This is a genomic window from Breznakia pachnodae (genome assembly GCF_030814225.1).
Taxonomy (GTDB): Bacteria; Bacillota_I; Bacilli_A; order Erysipelotrichales; family Erysipelotrichaceae; genus Breznakia; species Breznakia pachnodae.
Genome location: NZ_JAUSUR010000003.1, coordinates 16,379 through 37,684, shown reverse-complemented (window position 1 = coordinate 37,684; position 21,306 = coordinate 16,379). Strand labels below are relative to the sequence as shown.

Genomic DNA, 21,306 nt, shown 5'->3' with positions numbered 1-21,306 from the left:
AAAATAATAACCCGTTCACTATCTAGAGAGACGTTTGTTTAGATTGGTTCCCTTTTTCTTTTTATTCTTTTTCTATAAAGCCAATACATAACCATTGCTATGATTGCTCCTACTGCCCATATACCTAAATAATTTAACCCGTCCTCTTTCTTATTTTTTATTTCTATTCCTTTATCAGTCGAGTTACTGCCCATTGAACTCCGACTAATTATTTTTGTTTTTTCTGTATCGTTTTTATCGCTTCCATTTTTGGTTTCAATTTCTTTAAATGAAATTGATGTAGAACTATGTGCTTCAACTTTTGAATACTTCGCTATAATGTTTCTATTCTCAGTTACATTTTTAAAGTCTCCATCCCAGCCCTCGAATTTCATACCTGTAAGTGTTGGTGCTTCAATTTCTTTTACATCTTCACCATAATCAATCATGACTTCTTTGTATATTTCATTATTGACATAGAAAAAAACGGAAAACTGCTGTTTTTCGTAAACTGCATATAGTGTTAATGAACGCGAAACTGATTCACTCTTATAATAACCACTCTCTCCATATGGATCGCTACTAAATCCCAACAGTGAATATCCTGTTCTTTTTACTTCAGGTATTTTTAATGACTCCCCTGAAGCTACCTTTCTTTTGCTGATTAGTGTTCCATCATAGTCATATAAGGTTACATCATAGGTTGCACTAGTAGATACAAACTGACCACAAAATATTTCGCTCTTTGTAACTGTTTTTTCCTTTTTTGATGATGTGTACCTGTATTTTATATCTAATACTGCTTCATCATTGCTAGATCCTATTGATTTTACTTCCAATTCAATTTTTTTATAGGAAGTAGTTAATTTTATTGATAATCCATCATCAATTAATTGATTATATTGTTCCTTACTGGCATTTTTTCCATCAATCTTTAAAACACCATCATAATAATCATAATAATCGAATCCATCTTTGTTTATAAATTGAATTACAGCTGTAATATCTCCCCCTTTATTCTTCATCTGAGCTGTAATCTTCAGTTTTGAATTAACTGGAATTTGAACTCCACAAGCTAGACTTTCAATTGTCTTCTCATCACCTTTATCCAGCCAACTCATATTGACCTTTTGCTGAATCTGTACTTTTTTTACCTTCTCTGCCGCATGTATTGAATTAGAAAAAGTAAAACTTAGCAAAAACAGGAAAACAAAGAAAATAATACTTTTTCTACTTACTGATGTTAATTTCATATTTTCCATAGTTCCCCACTGTATCGTAAAGGTGCATGTATAAATCTTTTATAAATTCTCCTTGTACAGTATTATCTGAATTTAATCGATATTGATTACCATCCATGTCTTCCAGATAAGATTTTTCATAATCAATTCCTGATAAATCATCACTAATTGTATAGCTAAGAGTGTTATCACTATAAGCTACTTCACTTAAAATTGGATTCTTTTTATCAATATTATTGATTTTCACAATCGCACGATCATCATCTACGTTGATGTTATACTCACCATTTTCTTCCACTATAAAAGTCACTGTGTTTCCATCCACCTGCACATCCAAAACCTGATTGTTTTTGGTTACTTCAATGATATCTGGATTACTGTCACTACTTAATAACATTTCTACTTCTAGATTGTTTTTTGTAAGCTGATCATTATAGGAAATTTGTTCAATATACTTCGTTTCTTCACTCATCAAATGATAAGCACCTGTACTTAGTGCTCCTCCAAGTAATGCAATCCCAACAAATTTGGCTATTAACTGTGCTGAAATCCCACCTGCAGCAGTTCCTGCCAAACGTACAATCTCACCAGCATTCATCATTGGTGCAGATTCTTTGATAAGTGATTGAAACACTCCAAATAATAATGGACTAGCTGAAACTGATAAATATGTTTCAGGTGTAAACCCTTTTGCTTTCATCTTTGGTTTTAAATACGTACGTACTCGCATTAATCTGGATTTTACCGTTCCTACTGGAACATCTAAGATTTCTGCTATTTCAATTACTGATAATTGTTCGAAATAACGTAGTTGTGCAACTATTGTCATTTTGGGTGGTAATCCTTGTACAATTTTCTTCACGTATTCAACAAGTTCCAGATTAGAAGCCATTTCATTAGGAATTTCTTGCTCTGTGACAATATTTTCTACACCAAAAGTGTCCTCAAACTGAACTGTATTACTTTTCTTGTTCTTGTTGTAGACAGAAATTGCATGTCGACATGCAATTTTGTAAATCCAAAAATGAAAAGAATCAACACTCTTCAATCCACCAATTTTTCTGTAGACTGTTATAAACGTTGACTGAACAATTTCTTCGGCATCTGCTGCGTTTTTCACATATAATATCGCTAAATAATAAATCGAGTCTTTATAGAAGTTAAATATTTCTTCGAATGCTGAAATATCACCGTTCATAAATGACTCAATATATTTACTTTCAATTTTACTATTTTCCATAATGTCGCCCTCTTTATAGTTACCCTTCAACTATTAGAGGGGACTTTTTTCCAATTGGTTCATCTTTTTTTCATTTTTATATAAAATAATTTCACTTTTTATATTATATAAGTAACCTAAACAGTAAAAAGAACCAGTATTTACCGGTTCTTTTCACTGTTTAAACTACTTTCGTTATCAAACTATTTTTTTTCGTACAATATATCCCACACTAATTAATAACATTAACATCAGATACATTGTGTTTGTATAGTCTCCTGTTCCTACACTTGCATTACTATTTGTGCCTGGTGCAGTTGAAGCAGATGATACTGGTTTAACGGTTACTTTTATTGTAACTCTATTAGTAATCAATTCACCTTTTTCATCCGTATATGATGCAGTAATTTCTAAATCATATACTCCACCTTTATTATTAGTTGAATTAATTGCCTTCAGTTGATCTTCATTTACGCTTAGTGTTAAGTCAGTTACAGATGAAGGATCTGTATCTATCACAACCGCTTTCGCATTTGCTAATTCTAATGCTTGTGCCTTTGTAAGTACTTGTGCTTCTTTGTTTGTCACTGTAAAATCATTTGCTGTAATTGCAAGTTTAGATTCTGGTTCAGGTGTATTTTTACCCAACACAATTACGTCTACACGTTTATGTACTTCTTTATTACCATCCGTTACTTCAAAGATTAAATCATAGATTCCACCTTGTCCATCAGCAGTTTGAATATCACTTAGTTGATGAGCATAAACATCAATATTAGCACTGATATCTTCATATCCAATAATATTTCCATCAGCGTCTTTATTTACTTTAAACGCTTGTGCATTTGCAAGTTGAATTGCTTGCTTATCGGTTAATGCCTTTGCATCTGCATTTGCTAGTTTGAAACTCTTAGCACTGATATGCAATGTTCCAGTTGAATCAGTTACAGTTCCATTATCTAATACTAATATATCAATAGTAATACTATCACTCTTACCATCTATGTTCGTTACAGTATATGTAACTTTATAAATTCCTACTTTACTAAAGTCAGTTGCTCCATCAGGTCCAGAGTCTACTGTTACTTTAATATCAGAACTCAAGTCTATACTCACTGGTGCACTTCCTGCTCCATCACTTGCTTTCATGTAACTTGCACTTGCTGCGCTTTCTACCTGACTTAAGATTGTTGCATCATCACTTAAATATTCTTGTGCTGTTGCTTCAATCTCAACTAATCCATGTACTTTCACTGTTCTTGTCTTTGTCTGTGTGTTTCCAAAGCGATCAGTAATTTCATATGTCACTTCATATGTTCCAGGTGTTGTGTATTTTCCATCCGTTACTGGTATGTTGTGTGTAACGACTGTAGTTGTTAATGCTCTAGTAGTTAATAATGGAATGTTTGTATTCGTTGCATCTTCTGCACTTACTCCATGTAACATATCAAAACTATCTCCTACATAATGTTCACAATCATCTGCAGTAATTGTTGGCTTGATTAATGTTGCACTAATTGTCACATCTACTGTAATCGTTGATGTCTTACCATTATCCTCAGCTGTGAATGTTAGAGGTTTTGTATCCCCTTCTAATCCCACTGCATTGATATCTGTTAGATCAGTTGTATCAGCTTCAATATCGACGATTGGTGTTTCATCTTTTAATAGATATGCACTTACACTTCCATTGCCTTGTGCAGTTGTGTCATCTAGTGTAGCTGCGTCAGTATTCGCTATTGTGAATTCTTTTGCTTTCACTACAATTCCATCATTCTCTTGAATCTCGGTTCCTTCTACTACAACTAGGATTTCTTTTGTAATTGTTTCTTTAGAACCTGTTGCAGTAAAGGTAAGTCTGAATTCTCCACCTTTAGTTGATACATTTTTAATATCACTTACATCCGCACTTGTGAGTGTACCACTGATATCATCTACTGATGTAATAATTCCATCAGTTCTTATATATTCATACGCTTTCACATCTGTTCTAGTTATTGCATCTGCTTTGGTTAATGCTTTTGCTTCATCTTGTGTAAGAACGATATTATCTGCTCTTATTGCTAGGTCATTTTCTGTTTTTGTAGTGTCATCCAAAATTAAGACATTCACTTCTTTCGTTGCTGTCTTTCCATCTGTATTTGTAACTGTATATTCCACTACATACGTTCCTACTTCACTATAGTCTGTACTTGGTCCACTTTTGATTGTATTGGTGATTCCTGTTACTGCTGTTGCTGTTGGTGCAGTTCCTACTGTATCATCTGCTTTTAAGTAACTAGCACTTGCTGCTTCAGCTACTTGTGTAGCAATTGTAGTATCACCTAAATAATATGTTTTAACTGGTACTGTGATTGTTGGTAACCCATTCACTTTTACTTTTCTAGTTTCCGTTGAATCGTTTCCAAATTGATCAGTTACTTTGATACTCACTTCATATGTTCCTGCTGTTGTGAATTTATCACTACCATTTGGAATACTGTGCGTTACTACTGTATTCTTGTCTGTCCCCGTTGTTTTTAATGTAACTGGTGTAGTAGTTGCATCTTCTGCAGTTACATCATGCAATACATCAAATGCATCTCCTACATAATGTTCACAGTCATTTGCAGTTATTGTTGGTCCTACTAGAGTTGGACTTACTACTACACTTACTGTAATTGTTGAAGTTTTACCATTATCTTTCGCAGTAAATGTTAAGTCTTCAGTAGCTCCTGCTAATCCCACTGCATTGATGGCAGCTAGTTCTGTCGTACTTGCTTCAATTGTAGCTATTGGTGTTTCATCTTTTAATAGATATGCACTTACATTTCCATTACCACTACTTTGAGCAATTGCATCCGTTAATCCAATTGCATCTGTATTTGCAATCGTGAATCCTTTTGCTTTTACTACGATTCCATCATTCTCTTGGATTTCAGTTCCTTCTACTACAACTAGGATTTCTTTTGTGATTGTCCCACTCGTTCCTGTTGCTGTGAATGTAAGTCTGAATTCTCCACCTTTTGCAGTTACATTTTTAATATCAGTTACATCAGTACTTGTGATTGTACCACTGATATCATCTACTGATGTAATGACTCCATCAGTTCTTATATATTCATATGCTTTTATACCTGTTTTTGAAATCGCATCTGTTTTTGTGAATGTTTTTGCTTCATCCTGAGTAAGTACAATATTATCCCCTCTTATTGTTAGGTCATTTACAATTTTCGAAGTTTCATCATTTACCAATACATCAGCTTCACATTTTGCAGTAATTCCTGCATGCACTACGGTATATTCTACTACATATTTTCCTGCCTTTGTAAAACCTGTAGTGCTTGGCCCACTTTTGATTGCATAAGTGATTCCTGTAGTAATTGCTGTATCTGTTGGTGCATCACTAACAGTATCACTCGCTTTTGGATAACTAGCAATCGCCTTTCCTGCCACTTGTGTAGCAATTGTAGTATCTCCCAATGTATATGTCTGAACTGAGGAACTAATCGTTGGTAATCCATTTACTTTTACTATACGGTTTTGTGTAGTTGTATTTCCATATGCATCAGTTACTTTATACTCCACATTATATGTTCCTGCTGTTGTAAGTGCACCTGTTCCAGGAATCATTGGAACACTACTATTGTTCCATTCCACATTTTTACCAGCTCCACTTGATACTAATGTGATTGTATCTCCATTATCATCTATCGCAGTTACTTCACTTCCTAACCAATCTACCACTGACCCAATATAGGTATCAATCACTGGTGTAGTTAATGTTGGTGGGGTAGATGTATTTACTTTCACTTTTACTACTTTGCTCTTCGTTTGTCCATAAATATCTTTAATTGTAAGTTTTACATCAACTGTTTGTGTTCCTGTTGTTTTAGCTACACCAGTTACACTTACTGTTTTACTAGTTTTATTTGCAAGAGATACATATGTAGCATCTGAAGCATTTACCAATTCCCAAGTATATGCTTGTGTTGTATGTTTAATACTTTCCCAGAAATCCGGTGTGATTGCTGTGGGTGTTACAGTAATTGTTTCTCCCACTTTCACTATTTGTGTATCACTTGGAACTGTTAATGTTAAATCAACTGGCGGATCATATTCCAAGAATCCACATCCAATAGTTTTTGCGACCGGTTTGGTTGCATCAATATCCAACACCCATCCTCGATAATTATCTTCTGGTTTTGGAATACCATTTGCAACAATTGCATCACTATTGATTCCTTCATTACCTACACTATTATTGTTGACAGTATATTGATATGTAGAACCTGTTTTCTCAACAAATTCCACTGCATATGTTCCATATCCCATACCTGTTGTATAGTCAAATAAGTACACTCCATTTGCATTCGTAGTCACGCTCACCTGACTAGTACCACTACTATCCATCACTTCTTCATAATAGTCAGTCCCACTTGGAACTTCTACTAGTTTCCACAATCTCACTTCATGGCCACTTACAGCAGTATCTCCATCTTCAGCTTTATACAGACCATCTCCATTATTATCAATAAAAACAGTTCCACCAATCTCTGCAATTACTAATTCGGTTCCTGCCTTAGTACCAGTTAAATCTCCAATAAATTTATCACTTTCAACACGATAACTCGGATTAAAGATATTTCTAGTTCCTATTTTATTGCCACTTGTAGCTGTTGCAAATGTTTCATCTACATTTAAAGGAACTCTAAATTCCCTTTCTGCTCCTACTGGTATTTCAGCAGTTGCCACAATTTTCACCATATTTACATCAGAATAATCTGAAGGATACTCTGTGTAGTTTGCTGTTGTTTTATAGTTCGTTTCTGATGCATTTGTCGCATAGTAAACTTTAAATCCAGCGGGCACTGTAATTGCACCTGTTAGTTTCATATCCCATTTAAAGTCTTCACTTTGGAAAGTTGTACCAAAGTTTTGTCCTTCCTTAGGAATTGGAATATAAATGTCCATTGCATCTGCTGGAACATCTCCATTGTTTGTTATTTTCGCAATATAATCCGCGTTAGTTCCTGGTGTGAAATATGCAAGCGTATTAACATCACCTTCAACATACGGATCTTTTGGATCTTCATTTTCTAAAGCTAAAAATGTTTCTACCAGTACATTCTTATTTTCATTGATTCCAAATGATTTCGTTTTTACTGATAATAATTTATTTGTATAATCACCATCTCCATCAAAATCATAAATATCTGTGAATGTTGGTACACTTGTGTCATCTGTCGCTACCATTCCCGTACTTTTATTTCCAAAAGCAAGGAAATCTCTGGCATCAAAATTACCAGTTGCATTCACATTTGTAGCCGATGTAAAACTTATAGTATATCTATTTGATTCTTGGTTTTCACCTTTATATTGTCCTATCCATGAATCTTGTGTTGTTAATTTATAAATTTTTTCACCATAAGTATTCGTGTGTTCACTAACCGAAAAAGTAACATCGCTTCCGTCAGAATTTTTCAAAGAAATACTAGATGTATTAATAGTTACTCCATCAATTTCACGAATATAAATTTCTGGGTTCTCAAGAATATGCATACCATGTGCGGTATTTGAGTTTATTAAAATTGTTCCTTTTGTCTGGAATTGATTTCCAGCTGTCACACTTGTAATCACATTATCATCCATGTCATAGAACGTTAAAGTGGAAGCACTTAAAATCGTTCTATTTGATCCAGTTGCCTTAATTATTTTTCTTGTGATTTGCTCAGTTGTATCTGTCTCGTTACCTTCTTCATACATACGGAAGGTAACATCAGCCGATGTTGCACTTACCCCACTTTTAAATATCCCATATGTATTAACCGTAGCAGTATTTGAAATCAATGATACACTTACATACTCTGTGCTGAAAGATCCAACATTTGCTTTCACTCCAATAAAGTATTCATCATCATCCAATCCTACATCACTTTTAGTTAAAACAGCTACAGCACCATTCATTGACAGTGCTGAACTTGGTGTATATGTTCGCCAATCATTCTTATTCGTTTTATACTGAATATTTGTAATTTCATTTCCTGCAATTGATTTATCAAAAGGTAAATGCACTCTAGACACTTGCCAGTTTGAATCAATTTCAAATTCTGCAATTTGATTTTCTGTTACTTTTGGTTGCTTATTCGCAATAATAAATTGCGGTCCATATTGAAATGCATTTTCAACTGTTGTATCCGAATAAATATCTCTACTTTGAGTAATTGTCATCTTATCTTTTGTAGCTGAAGGATCAATTACTTCAACACTATAATTCGCACTCGTTCTTGTATAAGTAGAAGTTGTATCGTCATACCATGTATAAGTAACTGTATCTTTCCCATCTACAGTATAGGTACCTGCTGTTGTACCTACTGGTACTGTATACCATACCCAAAATTGTTGACGTGTTGTCCAACCATCTACTTTCATTGTAACTTTCCCATTTACATCATCAATATCTACAATTTCATAACTTCCTGGAAATCCTTCAGATACTTGAATATGACTAAATTCCATTCCTTTAGGATAGTACAGTTCATAAGTTTTACTTTTCGCATAACGATTCGTAACCTTTGTTGTCCAACTTAATAATCCTGTATCAATTCTATGTACACGACCTTGTTCAGTACTTGTTCCTGTGCTTGACAGAACTGTTGCTGTACCTGCTGCAGATGTTGTTGAGTAATAAGTAATATTTCCAGAACCAACTGTACTTCCTATCGCGTCAACACTTTGAGTAACAACACTTCCACCAACCAATTCATTTGTTGTACCTTTTGTTGCTTCTGCAGTAATTTCATTTAAAATTGTGTGTGGTCCATAATATCTAGACATATCCACACTTACTTTAAATTCCAATACAACTTTTTCAGTCGTGTTGATCATTTCGTATTCAACACTTCCATATGTTGCACCCTTTGAAGCTACTGTTTCCTTTTTTGGAATCGTCATTGATGAAATCGCTGTCGCTCTAGGATCTGAATCTCCATACACACTTAAAATGGATGCATCTGCACCTGTTGTACTAGTTCCATTTTTTACTGTAATTGATTCAAAACGCAAACCTTCAGGTAAGGTAATTTTAATCTTTTTGTTGGCAGTTGTACTGTCACCAAAATCTACAGTTACCTGCATATCTTTTACATCGCCATTATTCCATCCAACTAATTCATCATAATCAGGAATATCAATAGATACATTTCCATTTGTAATCGTTGAACGTAAACCTGGAGTTTGTTGTGTCTCTACAGGAGTTTCTTCGGCATCACTTTTATCAATACCTTCTACTTTCACCTGTTTCTCATAGGTCTCTTCTTTTATTTCTTCATTTTCTAAATAAGTATAGGTAACTGTAAAATTATAAGTTCCATCTTCTGTAACTTCATAATTTAGATTACTGAAATCCATGGTTGTACCATTTGGATCTATAATCTCACTTAACGTATACTGTTCATTTATACTCTGTGCATCTAAACTTATAGTCGCACTTGTTTTGTCTTCGTTTAAAGTTACAGTACTTTCTATATCAAATTCCACAGCAGCATTTTCATCTTGTGCAGATATAAATGCATTAAAGCATGTGAGTGTTAATAAGAAAACTAAAGCCACTTTACCTAAAGCACCAATTCTCTTTCTATTCATTTCTTGCCCTCCTTCAATTAACAAACAAGTTCTATCCTTTCCTAGCTTCTTACACAATTTAGTGCAGTCAACTTTGAAAAGGGTTCACTTTTATTTGAAAATAATTTTTTAATGTTTTTAGCCACTAAACATTAAAGAACTTTAGGTTTTTGTAGATGATTTCTTTTTTCTCCTTTTAACTATAAACAAAAGAATAATCCCAATAAATAAAACAATAACTAATCCATAATTAACAATATCAACTGGTGATGCCTGTTGAAGAAATACTTCAAACGCATTTGTTGATGCATTTTCTTTCACAGCTTTCTCTTTCGTTTCTAAACTATTTTGTCCTTTTTTTACTTCTATTTCTCTGATATGAATATCTTTATCTTCTTTTTTATCATCAAAAACTGCATGAATTTCTCGATCTTCAGTTATATTCTTCAAGTCTCCATCCCATTCTTTGAATACCTTATTATCCAAACTAGGGTCTTCGATAGCATTTACATCATCGCCATGAAGTACAGAAATACTTTTATATAATTCTCCATTTACATAAAAATTAACCTGATGTTGAAGTTGTTCATAAGTCGCATATACATCCCAGTTCTTGGTGATGTTTGTTCCATCAAAAAAATCTCCCTTACCTGTAGGAAGTGAATTAAATCCTAGAAATGTATATCCATCTTTTGTGAAAACTGGTAGTTCAACATTTTCGTTCTGATTTACAGCTGTCTGGGTAATCAGACTACCTGTTTCATCATAAAAATTTACAGTATATGTTTTAGGATAATCAAAATTACCATAAAACACTTGCTCATATGTATAGGTATTTCTACCTGAGGTAACAGAGCTTGATTGTATCTTTAAATCACCCATTACTTTTTGAGTAGTTGAACCTGTTGATTCTACTGACAGTTCATACGTTTGAGTAGCAGAACCAAGGGTTGTCTCAACACCACTTTCATTTATAAACTTGTTGTATTGTGTTTCAGTTGCATTTACACCATTGATTTTAAGCACTCCTGAATAATAACTATAATATTGGAATCCTTCTTTTCTCAGAAATGAAATATTTGATTTAATATCACCAGAGTTGTTATTAATAGAAAGATAAATAACTAACTTTGATTTTCCTGGTACACTTTTTTCGCTGCCTGCACCTGGTACAGTACTTAGCACATCACCATTCTGCCATTTCATTGATGAAGTATGCTGTAAATTGAACTTAACACTTGTAGCCTGTATTTCATTTGTATGTGTTATGTTAATTAATCCGCCCACTAATATAACACATATAAATGCTCGTATTGCCCTCCATAATATCTTTCTCATAATTGTCTATATATCAAACTCGTACTTTCCAAAATTTCCCGCGTAATCTTGTAAGTAGGCAATTACTGTTCCGCTAAACTCACCTTCAATATAATTTTGTTCTGATAATTTATAACGATTTCCATCCTTATCTTCAAAATAAGAACTACTTAAATCAAGTCCAGATTCTTTCTCTTTAAACTTGTAAGATAATTTATTATCTTCATAATTCACTTCAGTAAGAACAGGATTATTCTTATCGATATTACTAACTGAAATTACTTCCTGTTCATCTTTTATCTCAACAGTATAATCACCATTTTGGTGAACTACAAACACTAACTTATTATTGTCCAATGAGAATTCCACATCTTTATCCTTAGACTTAACACTTATTTCACTTTCAGATATCTTCTCATTCAACAACAGTTCAACATCTATATCTTTATTGGTTACTCCTTGATAATAAGCAACACTTTCAATTATTGGTTCCACTGTATTCACTTGTGTATAGACTGTAAATACCCCAACACTACCTACTGTAAGTATTCCACATGCTTTTAGAATTGTTGCAATATTAACTGCGCCAGTTCCTGCTGCACCAGTTGCCAATATACTTTTTTCAATCATCTCTACTGATTTAGGTGACATCGTTTGTTGATCAATAAGTTTTTTAAATGCTTCAAACACAATTGGTACCATCGTTACACTTAGATATTTTGATGGAGAGTAACCGCCATCATCTAAAATTGGTTGTAATTTTTCTCGCACCTTCATCAATCTGCTCTTTACGGTACCTACTGGTATATCAAGTACATCTGCTATTTCATAAACGGTAAGGTCATCGAAATATTTTAATTGAGCTACCGCCAATAACTTTGGTGATAAATTTTCCATTTCTTTACCTACTACAGTAGATATCTCATTTCGATCTAAAATTTCTGAAGGACTCGCCTGTCTCTCTTCAATATTCTCCAAACCAAAATCTTCTTCTAACGCTACTATATTTCTACTCTTATTCTTTTCGATTACTCTCATTGCACTACGAAATGCAATCTTATGAATCCACGAATGAAAAGAATCAGGGTTTCTTAAACTTTTAATTTGCTTAAATACAATAATAAATGTATTTTGAACCACTTCTTCTGCATCCGCTTTATTTCGAACATAAGTTATTGCAAAATAATAGATAGAGTTTCGATAAAAATCAAAGATATATTCAAAAACAGAAGTATCACCTTCTTGTAATTGAATGACATATTTTGAATCTATTTTTCTTCGTTCCATATATATATGCTCCTCCAACAAAAAAATCTCTCTATTAATTTAGAGAGATTTTTTTCAAATACGGTTCACTAGTACTTCATTTTAATTTTAAAAGTTGTACCTTTACCCAATTCACTATGTACTTCCATTTCCGCTGTATGTGCCTCAATGATAGATTTTACAATGGATAATCCAAGTCCAGAACCACCACTTAATCTTGACCTTGCCTTATCTATTCGATAGAAACGTTCAAATATCTTTTCAATATTATCAGGTTCAATTCCTTGACCCTGATCTTCTATTTCAAAGATATAACATTCATCTTCATCATAATATGTTCTTAGATATATCGTTCCATGATCACTATAAGCAATTGCATTTGCTAGCAGATTGTTAATTGCTACTTCCATTTGTTCAAAATCCACAAACACACTTCCATGGGTCTGATAATCTTTCACAATCTCAATACCTTTTTCTCTTGCTTTATGTTCAAGCGAATCTACACATGCATCTATAACTTTTGTGAAGTCATGAGACTCACGTTTTAACACTAACATATCATTGGACAACCTAGATAACTGCAATAGATCTTGAACAATTGATTCTAGTCTTGCGTTTTCTTTTTCAATCTGATGTAAGAAATCACTGCGTATTTCTTCATCGTCAAAACCTTCACGATTTAAAATCTCAACCATACCTTTGATGGCACTGATTGGTGTTTTCAACTCGTGAGATGCATCTGCAATAAACTGTTTTTGCATCTGCTCTTTTTCTTTAGCCTTTGAAATATCTTGGAAAAGAATAACACAGCCATTAAACTTTCCATCAGTAGTGATAGGAACACTGATTGCTTCATAATCCACACCATCAATATTCATTGGCTTGCTAATTTCTTTTTCAAAGATAAAAGCATCATTTACAAAACGATGTACACTTTTCTTAAAATCATTTTTATTATATGTCAATTCGATATCATCATCATTTCTTCTGAAATGTTCAAAAAACGAATTATATAAAACTGCTTTTCCATCTGAATCCAACAATACAAGTGGAAGAGGGATATTAGCTACTAATGTATATAACTGATCCTGCTTCAAACTCACATCACTACTTGATGTTTTTACTTGATTCATTAGATGGGTACTTTCAATTCTTGATCTTTTTTCTTCATCTTTTTGCATTTCATAGATGATAAATCCAAAAACAAGACTCATTGCGATAATTACCAAATACGGTGTTATATCAAAAACAGCAATTGCAAGAAATGCGAAAATCAATATAGTAAGAATTTGACGAATTCTTTCTCTATTCATTTCTTGCCTCTAAAATATAACCAACCCCACGACTGGAATTAATTTGTACAGAACTTCCTTTTAGTTTGTTTCTTAATTTAAATGTATGTACATCCACAATTCTTGTATCTCCATCATAATCAAATCCCCAGATATCATTTAGGATTTGATCTCTTGATAATACAATATTGGCATTCATTACAAAATAACGTAATAAATCATATTCTTTTTTCGTTAATGGAATTTCTTCTTTTTGAAGAAATACTTTACGTTTCTTATCATCAACAATAAGTCCATTAAAGTCCAGGCCTTCGCTTTCATCATGTTTCTTTAAATGAGAGCGAATTCTTGCAAGTAATACTCTTGGTGAAAATGGTTTGTTTACATAATCATCCACTCCTGCTTCAAATGCTTCAAGAATATTTTCCTCTTCATCTTTCGCCGTTAACATAATTAAGACACTTTGGATGTCTTTTTCACGGAAATGTTTTACTAGTTCGATTCCACTTACATTTGGAAGCATCCAGTCAATCAGTAATAAATCAAAATGTTCTTTGTCGCACAAGTCCTTTGCGACTTGACCATCTTCTGCTTCAGTGACTTCAAAGCCAGCATGCTTTAAATCATAAGCCAATAATTTTCTAATATTTGCTTCATCTTCAATAATTAATATTTTCTTCATATAATTACCTCGTTAATATTACTATATCCTACCAATTTTCCTTTATAAAATACAGTAAATCCCTCTCTATAATGTTTCGACATTATTATACCATGTATTTGCAAATAGTTTATACACCACTTACAATTTGTAACAATCTCTTTTCATTAGTCAAAAAAAAATATAGGAAACCTATATTTTTTTCAATTCTAACATTAATAACTTTATTGCATTTTTATTATATACTTTCTCAAGTACTTCATCTGGCAATCCAATTCCATAGATATACCAACTTCCCTGACCAGGGAAACTACCTTCTTCCCAATATGGGAAATACTCATCATAGGTTTCAAGAAAACGATAGCAGATTGGATACTGTGCAAAATCAAGAGGGGTCTCATCAGTACCAAATAGAATACGATCCTGATAATCAATAAAGAATTTTCTTGCACTGTATGGCACTCTGCCTAGTTCCGCAATTCTTGCAGCGATATCCACATACATGTTTGGATAACGATCTAAGCGTTCTGCTACATGTTTTAGATTCTCTGCATACGATCCAACATGAGCAACAATAAATGTTGTCTGTGGGTTCTTTTCAATCATGTTATCCTGCATTTGCATTAGTTCTTCAAACTTCATTTGCCCTGGTTTTCCAAACTGCCAGTCAGGATTTTCGCATAACTCATCATAACGTTCGTTTTCTTCATTTACTTCTTCAAAGAATGCAGTTGGATCTGCAATGTGGATAAGTACTGGCATGTTTAGTTTAGCTGCTGTTTGATAGACAATCTGTAAACGATCATCATCGGTACGTATGTAGTTACCAGCTTTATCCTTTTGATTCAAAGAAATTACTTTCCACATTTTGATGCCTCGGCATCCTTTTTCATAAGCACTATGAAGGTGTTCCACAATCCATTCTTCAAAGTTTTCATCATCAATTCTTGTTACATCAATCCAGCAAAAGGTAGTTACAAAGTCTTCATAAGGATGAACCTTATCCAGCATCTGGTCTAAATCATTTCCCCAGACACCATCTAGATTTACAGTATGAACAACACCATAGGTTTTAAGTTCTTTGATGTAGTCCTCCATATTGTATTGATCTTTATAATCTTCACCAATCACTAACTTTCCTAGGTGGGTATGAATATCCACAACTGGAAACTTTGGTTGTGTGATTAGATGTTGATCTGTGATACATTGAGGTTTTGGCAGTTTCATTAGAAAATTGCCTCTTTTGTTTCTTTATCGAAGAAATGAATTTTATCTGCATCAAAAGTTACTTTAATTGTATCTCCTGATACAACATCATTTCTTGCATTAACTTTTACGATTAGTTCATGACAGTCAATTGCCCCATGAAGAATAATTTCATGTCCAAGCAACTCACTAACACTTACATTATAGTCAAAAGCTACCTCAGGATATGTGTCCTCTACAATTTTTTCTGTGTAGATATCCTCAGGACGAATTCCTAAGACTACATCTTTCTCATGATAGTCTTTCATTTTTTCGTGTAATATTTCTGGAAGTTCTAATTTACATTCGCACTCACCAAAACAGAACGTTCCATCACGATATACACCATCAATGAAGTTCATCGCTGGACTTCCAATAAATCCTGCCACAAACATATTCTTTGGATGATTGTAGACTTCTTTTGGTGATCCAATTTGTTGAATATACCCATCCTTCATGATAACAAGCCTAGTTGCCATTGTCATTGCTTCAGTCTGGTCATGAGTTACATAGATTGTTGTTGTGCCAATCTGTTCATGAATCTTTATTATTTCAGCACGCATCTGAACTCTTAATTTCGCATCCAGATTCGACAATGGTTCATCCATCAAAAACACTTTCGCATTTCTGACGATTGCCCTACCTAATGCAACCCTCTGACGTTGCCCTCCAGAAAGTTGTTTTGGTTTACGATCTAAGTATTCCGTAATTTCTAATATTTCTGCTGCCTTTTGAATCCTGTCTTCTATTTCTGCTTTAGGAGTTTTCTTAATTTTAAGTCCAAAGGCCATATTCTCTCTTACACTCATATGTGGATACAATGCGTAAGACTGGAATACCATCGCTATATCTCGATCCTTACTAGGCTTGTCATTTTCATAAACATCATCAATATATAATTCACCAGACGTAATATCTTCTAACCCTGCAATCATTCTTAGCGTTGTTGATTTCCCACACCCTGATGGACCAACAAACACAATGAACTCTTTATCTTGAACCTCAAGATTAAAGTCAAATACTGCCTGTACATTTTTATCATAAACTTTATTTATATTCTTTAGTTTTATATTAGCCATATATTCTCCTCTACTTCATTCCTGTCATTGCAATTCCTTTAATGAATTGCTTTTGGAATGCCATAAATACAATTGTCACTGGAACCATAATCAATGCTGATGCTGCCATTTGCGCAGATAAGTCTGCCATATGCTGTTGGGCAAAGAATGATAATGCCAGTGGCAGTGTCATCTTCTTAACTTCACTCAACATGATAAGTGGGTTCAAATAATCATTCCAATACGTTAAGAACGTAAAGATTGCCAGTGCCCCCAGCGCAGGACGAATCATTGGCATTACAATTTTAAAGAATATTTTAATATCACTCGCTCCATCTAACTTCGCACTCTCAATGATCTCTTTTGGTATTTCATCACAGAACTGCTTACATAGGTAAATACCAAAGGCATTTACAAACGATGGAAGAATAAGTGCACCTGCAGTATTATATAAACCTAGTTTACTGATTAACAGGAACGATGGAATCATCGTTGTCTGTGCAGGTACCATCATTGTTGCCAAAACAATGATAAATAATACATTTTTAAATCTAAATTCAAATTTTGAAAATACATATCCTACAAGTGCACTCACAAACAAAATAACGACTGTGTTTGTTACTGTAATAAAGGCACTGTTTTTAAACCATGTGAAAAATGGTGACTGTGTCAGTACTTTTTCATATCCAGCAAGAGTAAACTCTTCTGGAAAGATGTTTTTAGGACTCATTAAAATCTCTTTAGTTGATTTGAATGAGTTTAAAATCATCCATATATATGGTAGTACAAAGAAAATTGCTAGAATTCCAAGTATTATAAAGATGGAAAACCGAACTGCCTGATCCCTTGTTATTTTTCGTTTTTTCATATTAGTACTCCCAATCTACCTTGTTCACTTTTTGCTGAACAAGCGTAATTCCTAAGATAATGATAAACAATACCATTGAAATTGACGAAGCATATCCTAAGTCTTTGTACTCAAACGCCATCTTATAAATATAACTTGTCAGAACTAATCCTGAATTCTGTGGTCCATTACGTAAAACCATTACTGAGAATTGAGCGAACATCTGGAAGTGTGAAATTAACGTCATCAATGTTACAAACGCAAACGTTCTACCTAATAAAGGTACTGTAATGTGACGAAATTTCTTCCAACCATTGGCTCCATCTAATTCAGCTGCTTCATAGTATTCTTTGGGAATACCATCTAACCCTGCTGTAAATAGAATAACGTTATATCCAACATCGGCCCAGATAGTGAAAATAATCATTGACCACATTAGGATGTTTGGATCTCCTAACCAGTTAACAGATGCAAACCCAAGACTGTTTAGAATCATATTTGCCAATCCATTTACGGTTGGAAGAATACTTTTCCCCCATACCACTGATGATGCAACCAAAGGTGCAACACAAGGTAAGAAAAAAATCATTCGAAAGAAACTTCTTGTCTTATTCGATTTGAACATACTAATTAATTGTGCCAGTCCTAAGGAAACAATGATATTCAATATAACTGTAACAACAACAAAGAATAACGTATTGGTCAATGCTATCGTAAAGTTTTCATCACCTAACAGTCTCTGAAAGTTCTCTAGCCCTATAAATTCATTGATTGAACGAAGTGGATTATAATCAAAAAATGAAATTGCTAGCCCTACGATAATCGGTCCAACGATAAATATTGCCATATGAAGAAAGACCGGTCCAAGTACGAAGGCTACAAATTTTTTATTCTTCATCTTTTTTTCTCCTTTATATACTAGAGAAGACCGAAGTCTTCTCTATATAACAATCTTATTTATTAATCTTATCGTTCAAAGATTTTTCTAATGCTGCCAATGCTTCATCGACATTTGCATATGTTCCTGAATTTAACTTCACAAACATGTCATTAATTTCTTCTTTGTATACATCTGTGTTGAAGTATCCAATGAAGTGTCCATAGTCTAAAATATCAACTAATGGTGCTGCGAATTCCATTTTTTCAACAAACGCTGGGTCGGTTGCTACATTCTTATCTGCAGGAATTTGAGCACAAGCTACGTTAAAGTCTAATAAGATATCTTCTTGAGAGAAGAACTCAACAAATTTCATAGCTGCTTCTTGTTCTTTTGTGTTTCCATTAACTGCAATTGACCATCCTGTTTCAGCTGCAAATGATGGGTTGTCTCCATACCAAGGCATTCCTACGTATTCAAAGTCTGTTCCATACTCTAAACCGAATGAGAATTCACCTTCTGCAATTGTCCAAGGACCACGAGGAACCATTACTGTGTTACCAGCGAATAATTGTTGGTATCCTTCTAATTCTCCTCCACCTGTCAATCCTTCTAAGTCAGTTACTTTATCCACTGAAACCATGTCATATAATTCTTGTAATGCTACTTTTGCTTCTGGAGTCTGGAAGTTGAATGTTCCATCTTCATTCATGTATGTTCCACCTTGAGTCATAATCATTGAAGTGAAGATATAAGGAACCGAATCCCAGTTCACAAAGTCAAATCCTTTGGTAACGAATTGGTCACCTTCCATTTTTGTAGCATCTTTTGCTGTTGTTCTTAATTCTTCCCAAGTAGTAGGAACTTTTAAACCATACTCATTCATAAGCGTATCGTTTACCAGCATTCCTCCATACTCGATATTAAACTCAAGAGGGAATCCATATAATGTTCCTTCGTGCATTAATGATCCATATGTTGGTTCATAATAGTTTTCTTCTATATTCTTTTGAATATCTTCTGAAACTGGTGCTAATGCTCCAGTTGGGGCAAAGTCGATTCCCCATCCACCCCATAGTTCATAGATATCTGCTCCATCACCATCTGACATCAAAGATGTTTGTACTTTTGATTCAAATTGGTCATATGGGAAAAATTCAAAGTTAATTTTAATATCTGGATTTTCTTCTTCGAATTTTTTCGCTACTTCACGATATGCTTCATTCCATGCTTCATTCTGGTGTCCCCAGAATGTTAGTGTTATTTGATCATCTGCTCCCCCATCTGATCCGCTGTCTCCACAAGCAACTAACCCTAACATCATTACTAATGATAAAAACAGTTTTGCAATCTTTTTCATAAATTATCTCCTTTTAAAAATTTATCTTTTTAAAATACCCTAAATATTCTTTGTTTTTCTCAAACATTTCTTTTACCATATCTTTTGTTTCTTCCATACTCAGCACACTTGCTGTTAGCGGATCCATCAATATGGCACTAAATATTTTATATGCATCTCCTTCAATTGCTCCCGCAACTGCCAATTCTTCTAGTTGTGCAGAGTGACTTACAAATGCTGCGATATGTTGTGGTAATTCTAGTCGTTTTGTTACGGTTATTCCCTTGCTAGTTGCAACAACTGGAACTTCCACACAGGCACCATCTACAATATTAGTAATATAACGGTCATTGCGTAAATTACCATTAAAGTAAAATGGTTCATGGTCCCCAAAGATGGCATTGAAGATATGTGAGGCATATTCTTCTCCTCGATCTAGTTCAACTTCACCATTCTCCAACCAATCACTGTATTCACTCTCCCAAGTTTCTTCGCGATCCAAATACTCTTTTAAAATATAAGCATGTTCTCCTGGATTCCATCCAGTTCCATTCATACAGTATTTTTCAATCAAATCTTTACGCTTACGGAACCAAGGGTTATATTCTGAATTATGACCACTAGATTCTGTAGGGAAATACTGTAAATATTTAAACATTTCAATGCGAACTTTCTCTTCATTGGCAACTTCAGGTCTTTTTATTGCTTCTCTTAATAATGGGTAGGCATCTTCTCCTTTCCACCTGTAGTCCACATAAAACGCTTGATGGTTAATTCCCGCACATGTATAATCGACATCTTTGATATCTGCACCTAGCCAATCGGCTAACATTAATGCTGTTCCTTGTACACTGTGACATAAACCAGTTACATTCACTTCTGTCTGTGCCTGTAAGTAACTTACTAACATTGCCATTGGGTTTGTATAGTTTAATACAATTGCTTTTGGACAAACCTTTTCCACATCTCTTATAATATCCAGTAACACTGGTGCTGTTCTTAAAAATCTGAAAATTCCTGATGGCCCTCGTGTATCACCCACACAGATATCAACTCCATACTTTTCTGGAATTTCAATATCGTGACGCCATACATCAACACCACCTTGTAATACAGTGATTAGCACACCATCTGCATCTCTTAACGCTTCTACTCGATCCGTAGTTGCATGTACGGTTGCACCATAATTACCCTTTTCAACAATTTTCTTAATTCCTCTTTTTGAATACTCTAATCTTTTCTCATTTATATCCATTAACCAAATTTCACAATCATGAAAGTGATCAAAGGTTAAAATGTCACGGACAAGGTCTCTTGTGAAATCCAGAGAACCTGCACCGATAAATGCAAATTTCTTTGACAT

General features: G+C 34.0%; 13 protein-coding genes. All 13 read right to left on the bottom strand.

All coding sequences use genetic code 11. The features are described from left to right. Positions 1-38: 38 nt before the first annotated feature. The 13 genes from J2S15_RS08595 to J2S15_RS08535 all read right to left on the bottom strand — a co-directional run bounded on the left by J2S15_RS08595 (position 39) and on the right by J2S15_RS08535 (position 21,306). Entirely contained in the window at positions 39-1,241 is a 1,203-nt protein-coding gene (locus J2S15_RS08595; protein WP_307407343.1) for an InlB B-repeat-containing protein, read from the bottom strand. Further along, the gene (locus J2S15_RS08590; RefSeq protein ID WP_307407341.1) at positions 1,210-2,460 is read right to left on the bottom strand and encodes an RNA polymerase sigma factor; all 1,251 of its coding nucleotides are present in this window, start codon (positions 2,458-2,460) and stop codon (positions 1,210-1,212) included. The genes J2S15_RS08595 and J2S15_RS08590 overlap by 32 nt, the downstream gene beginning before the upstream one ends. 177 nt (positions 2,461-2,637) lie before the next feature. Next, positions 2,638-10,062, bottom strand: a complete 7,425-nt coding sequence (locus J2S15_RS08585) for an immunoglobulin-like domain-containing protein (RefSeq protein WP_307407339.1) — start codon at positions 10,060-10,062, stop codon at positions 2,638-2,640. 141 nt (positions 10,063-10,203) lie between these two features. Next, a complete protein-coding gene (locus J2S15_RS08580; RefSeq protein WP_307407337.1) occupies positions 10,204-11,379 on the bottom strand; it encodes an InlB B-repeat-containing protein in 1,176 nt (391 codons plus the stop codon). A 6-nt stretch (positions 11,380-11,385) separates the two neighbouring features. Beyond that, positions 11,386-12,645, bottom strand: coding sequence for an RNA polymerase sigma factor (locus J2S15_RS08575; RefSeq protein WP_307407335.1), 1,260 nt, complete (start codon positions 12,643-12,645; stop codon positions 11,386-11,388). A 68-nt stretch (positions 12,646-12,713) separates the two neighbouring features. After that, complete coding sequence (locus tag J2S15_RS08570) at positions 12,714-13,937, bottom strand: sensor histidine kinase (RefSeq protein ID WP_307407332.1); 1,224 nt, start codon at positions 13,935-13,937, stop codon at positions 12,714-12,716. Beyond that, entirely contained in the window at positions 13,930-14,598 is a 669-nt protein-coding gene (locus J2S15_RS08565; RefSeq protein ID WP_307407330.1) for a response regulator transcription factor, read from the bottom strand. Before J2S15_RS08565 ends, J2S15_RS08570 begins: the two co-directional genes overlap by 8 nt. 171 nt (positions 14,599-14,769) lie before the next feature. Beyond that, positions 14,770-15,804, bottom strand: coding sequence for an amidohydrolase family protein (locus J2S15_RS08560; protein ID WP_307407328.1), 1,035 nt, complete (start codon positions 15,802-15,804; stop codon positions 14,770-14,772). Next, positions 15,804-16,901 carry an ABC transporter ATP-binding protein gene (locus J2S15_RS08555; protein WP_307407326.1) on the bottom strand — a complete coding sequence of 366 codons (1,098 nt, stop codon included), beginning with the start codon at positions 16,899-16,901 and terminating at the stop codon, positions 15,804-15,806. Before J2S15_RS08555 ends, J2S15_RS08560 begins: the two co-directional genes overlap by 1 nt. A 10-nt stretch (positions 16,902-16,911) precedes the next feature. Then, positions 16,912-17,748: a carbohydrate ABC transporter permease gene (locus J2S15_RS08550; RefSeq protein ID WP_307407324.1), complete on the bottom strand. Its 837-nt coding sequence runs from the start codon at positions 17,746-17,748 to the stop codon at positions 16,912-16,914. Between the two features lies 1 nt (position 17,749). Next, positions 17,750-18,625, bottom strand: coding sequence for a carbohydrate ABC transporter permease (locus J2S15_RS08545; RefSeq protein ID WP_307407321.1), 876 nt, complete (start codon positions 18,623-18,625; stop codon positions 17,750-17,752). Between the two features lie 55 nt (positions 18,626-18,680). Then, positions 18,681-19,964: an extracellular solute-binding protein gene (locus tag J2S15_RS08540; RefSeq protein WP_307407319.1), complete on the bottom strand. Its 1,284-nt coding sequence runs from the start codon at positions 19,962-19,964 to the stop codon at positions 18,681-18,683. Positions 19,965-19,977: 13 nt separating this feature from the next. Further along, entirely contained in the window at positions 19,978-21,306 is a 1,329-nt protein-coding gene (locus tag J2S15_RS08535) for a family 4 glycosyl hydrolase (protein WP_307407317.1), read from the bottom strand.

Coding starts and splice junctions, on each gene's coding strand:
- J2S15_RS08565 (WP_307407330.1), bottom strand. CDS start 14,598: ATGAAGAAAATATTAATTATTGAAGATGAAGCAAATATTAGAAAATTA.
- J2S15_RS08540 (WP_307407319.1), bottom strand. CDS start 19,964: ATGAAAAAGATTGCAAAACTGTTTTTATCATTAGTAATGATGTTAGGG.
- J2S15_RS08590 (WP_307407341.1), bottom strand. CDS start 2,460: ATGGAAAATAGTAAAATTGAAAGTAAATATATTGAGTCATTTATGAAC.
- J2S15_RS08550 (WP_307407324.1), bottom strand. CDS start 17,748: ATGAAAAAACGAAAAATAACAAGGGATCAGGCAGTTCGGTTTTCCATC.
- J2S15_RS08595 (WP_307407343.1), bottom strand. CDS start 1,241: ATGGAAAATATGAAATTAACATCAGTAAGTAGAAAAAGTATTATTTTC.
- J2S15_RS08545 (WP_307407321.1), bottom strand. CDS start 18,625: ATGAAGAATAAAAAATTTGTAGCCTTCGTACTTGGACCGGTCTTTCTT.
- J2S15_RS08535 (WP_307407317.1), bottom strand. CDS start 21,306: ATGTCAAAGAAATTTGCATTTATCGGTGCAGGTTCTCTGGATTTCACA.
- J2S15_RS08570 (WP_307407332.1), bottom strand. CDS start 13,937: ATGAATAGAGAAAGAATTCGTCAAATTCTTACTATATTGATTTTCGCA.
- J2S15_RS08580 (WP_307407337.1), bottom strand. CDS start 11,379: ATGAGAAAGATATTATGGAGGGCAATACGAGCATTTATATGTGTTATA.
- J2S15_RS08575 (WP_307407335.1), bottom strand. CDS start 12,645: ATGGAACGAAGAAAAATAGATTCAAAATATGTCATTCAATTACAAGAA.
- J2S15_RS08560 (WP_307407328.1), bottom strand. CDS start 15,804: ATGAAACTGCCAAAACCTCAATGTATCACAGATCAACATCTAATCACA.
- J2S15_RS08585 (WP_307407339.1), bottom strand. CDS start 10,062: ATGAATAGAAAGAGAATTGGTGCTTTAGGTAAAGTGGCTTTAGTTTTC.
- J2S15_RS08555 (WP_307407326.1), bottom strand. CDS start 16,901: ATGGCTAATATAAAACTAAAGAATATAAATAAAGTTTATGATAAAAAT.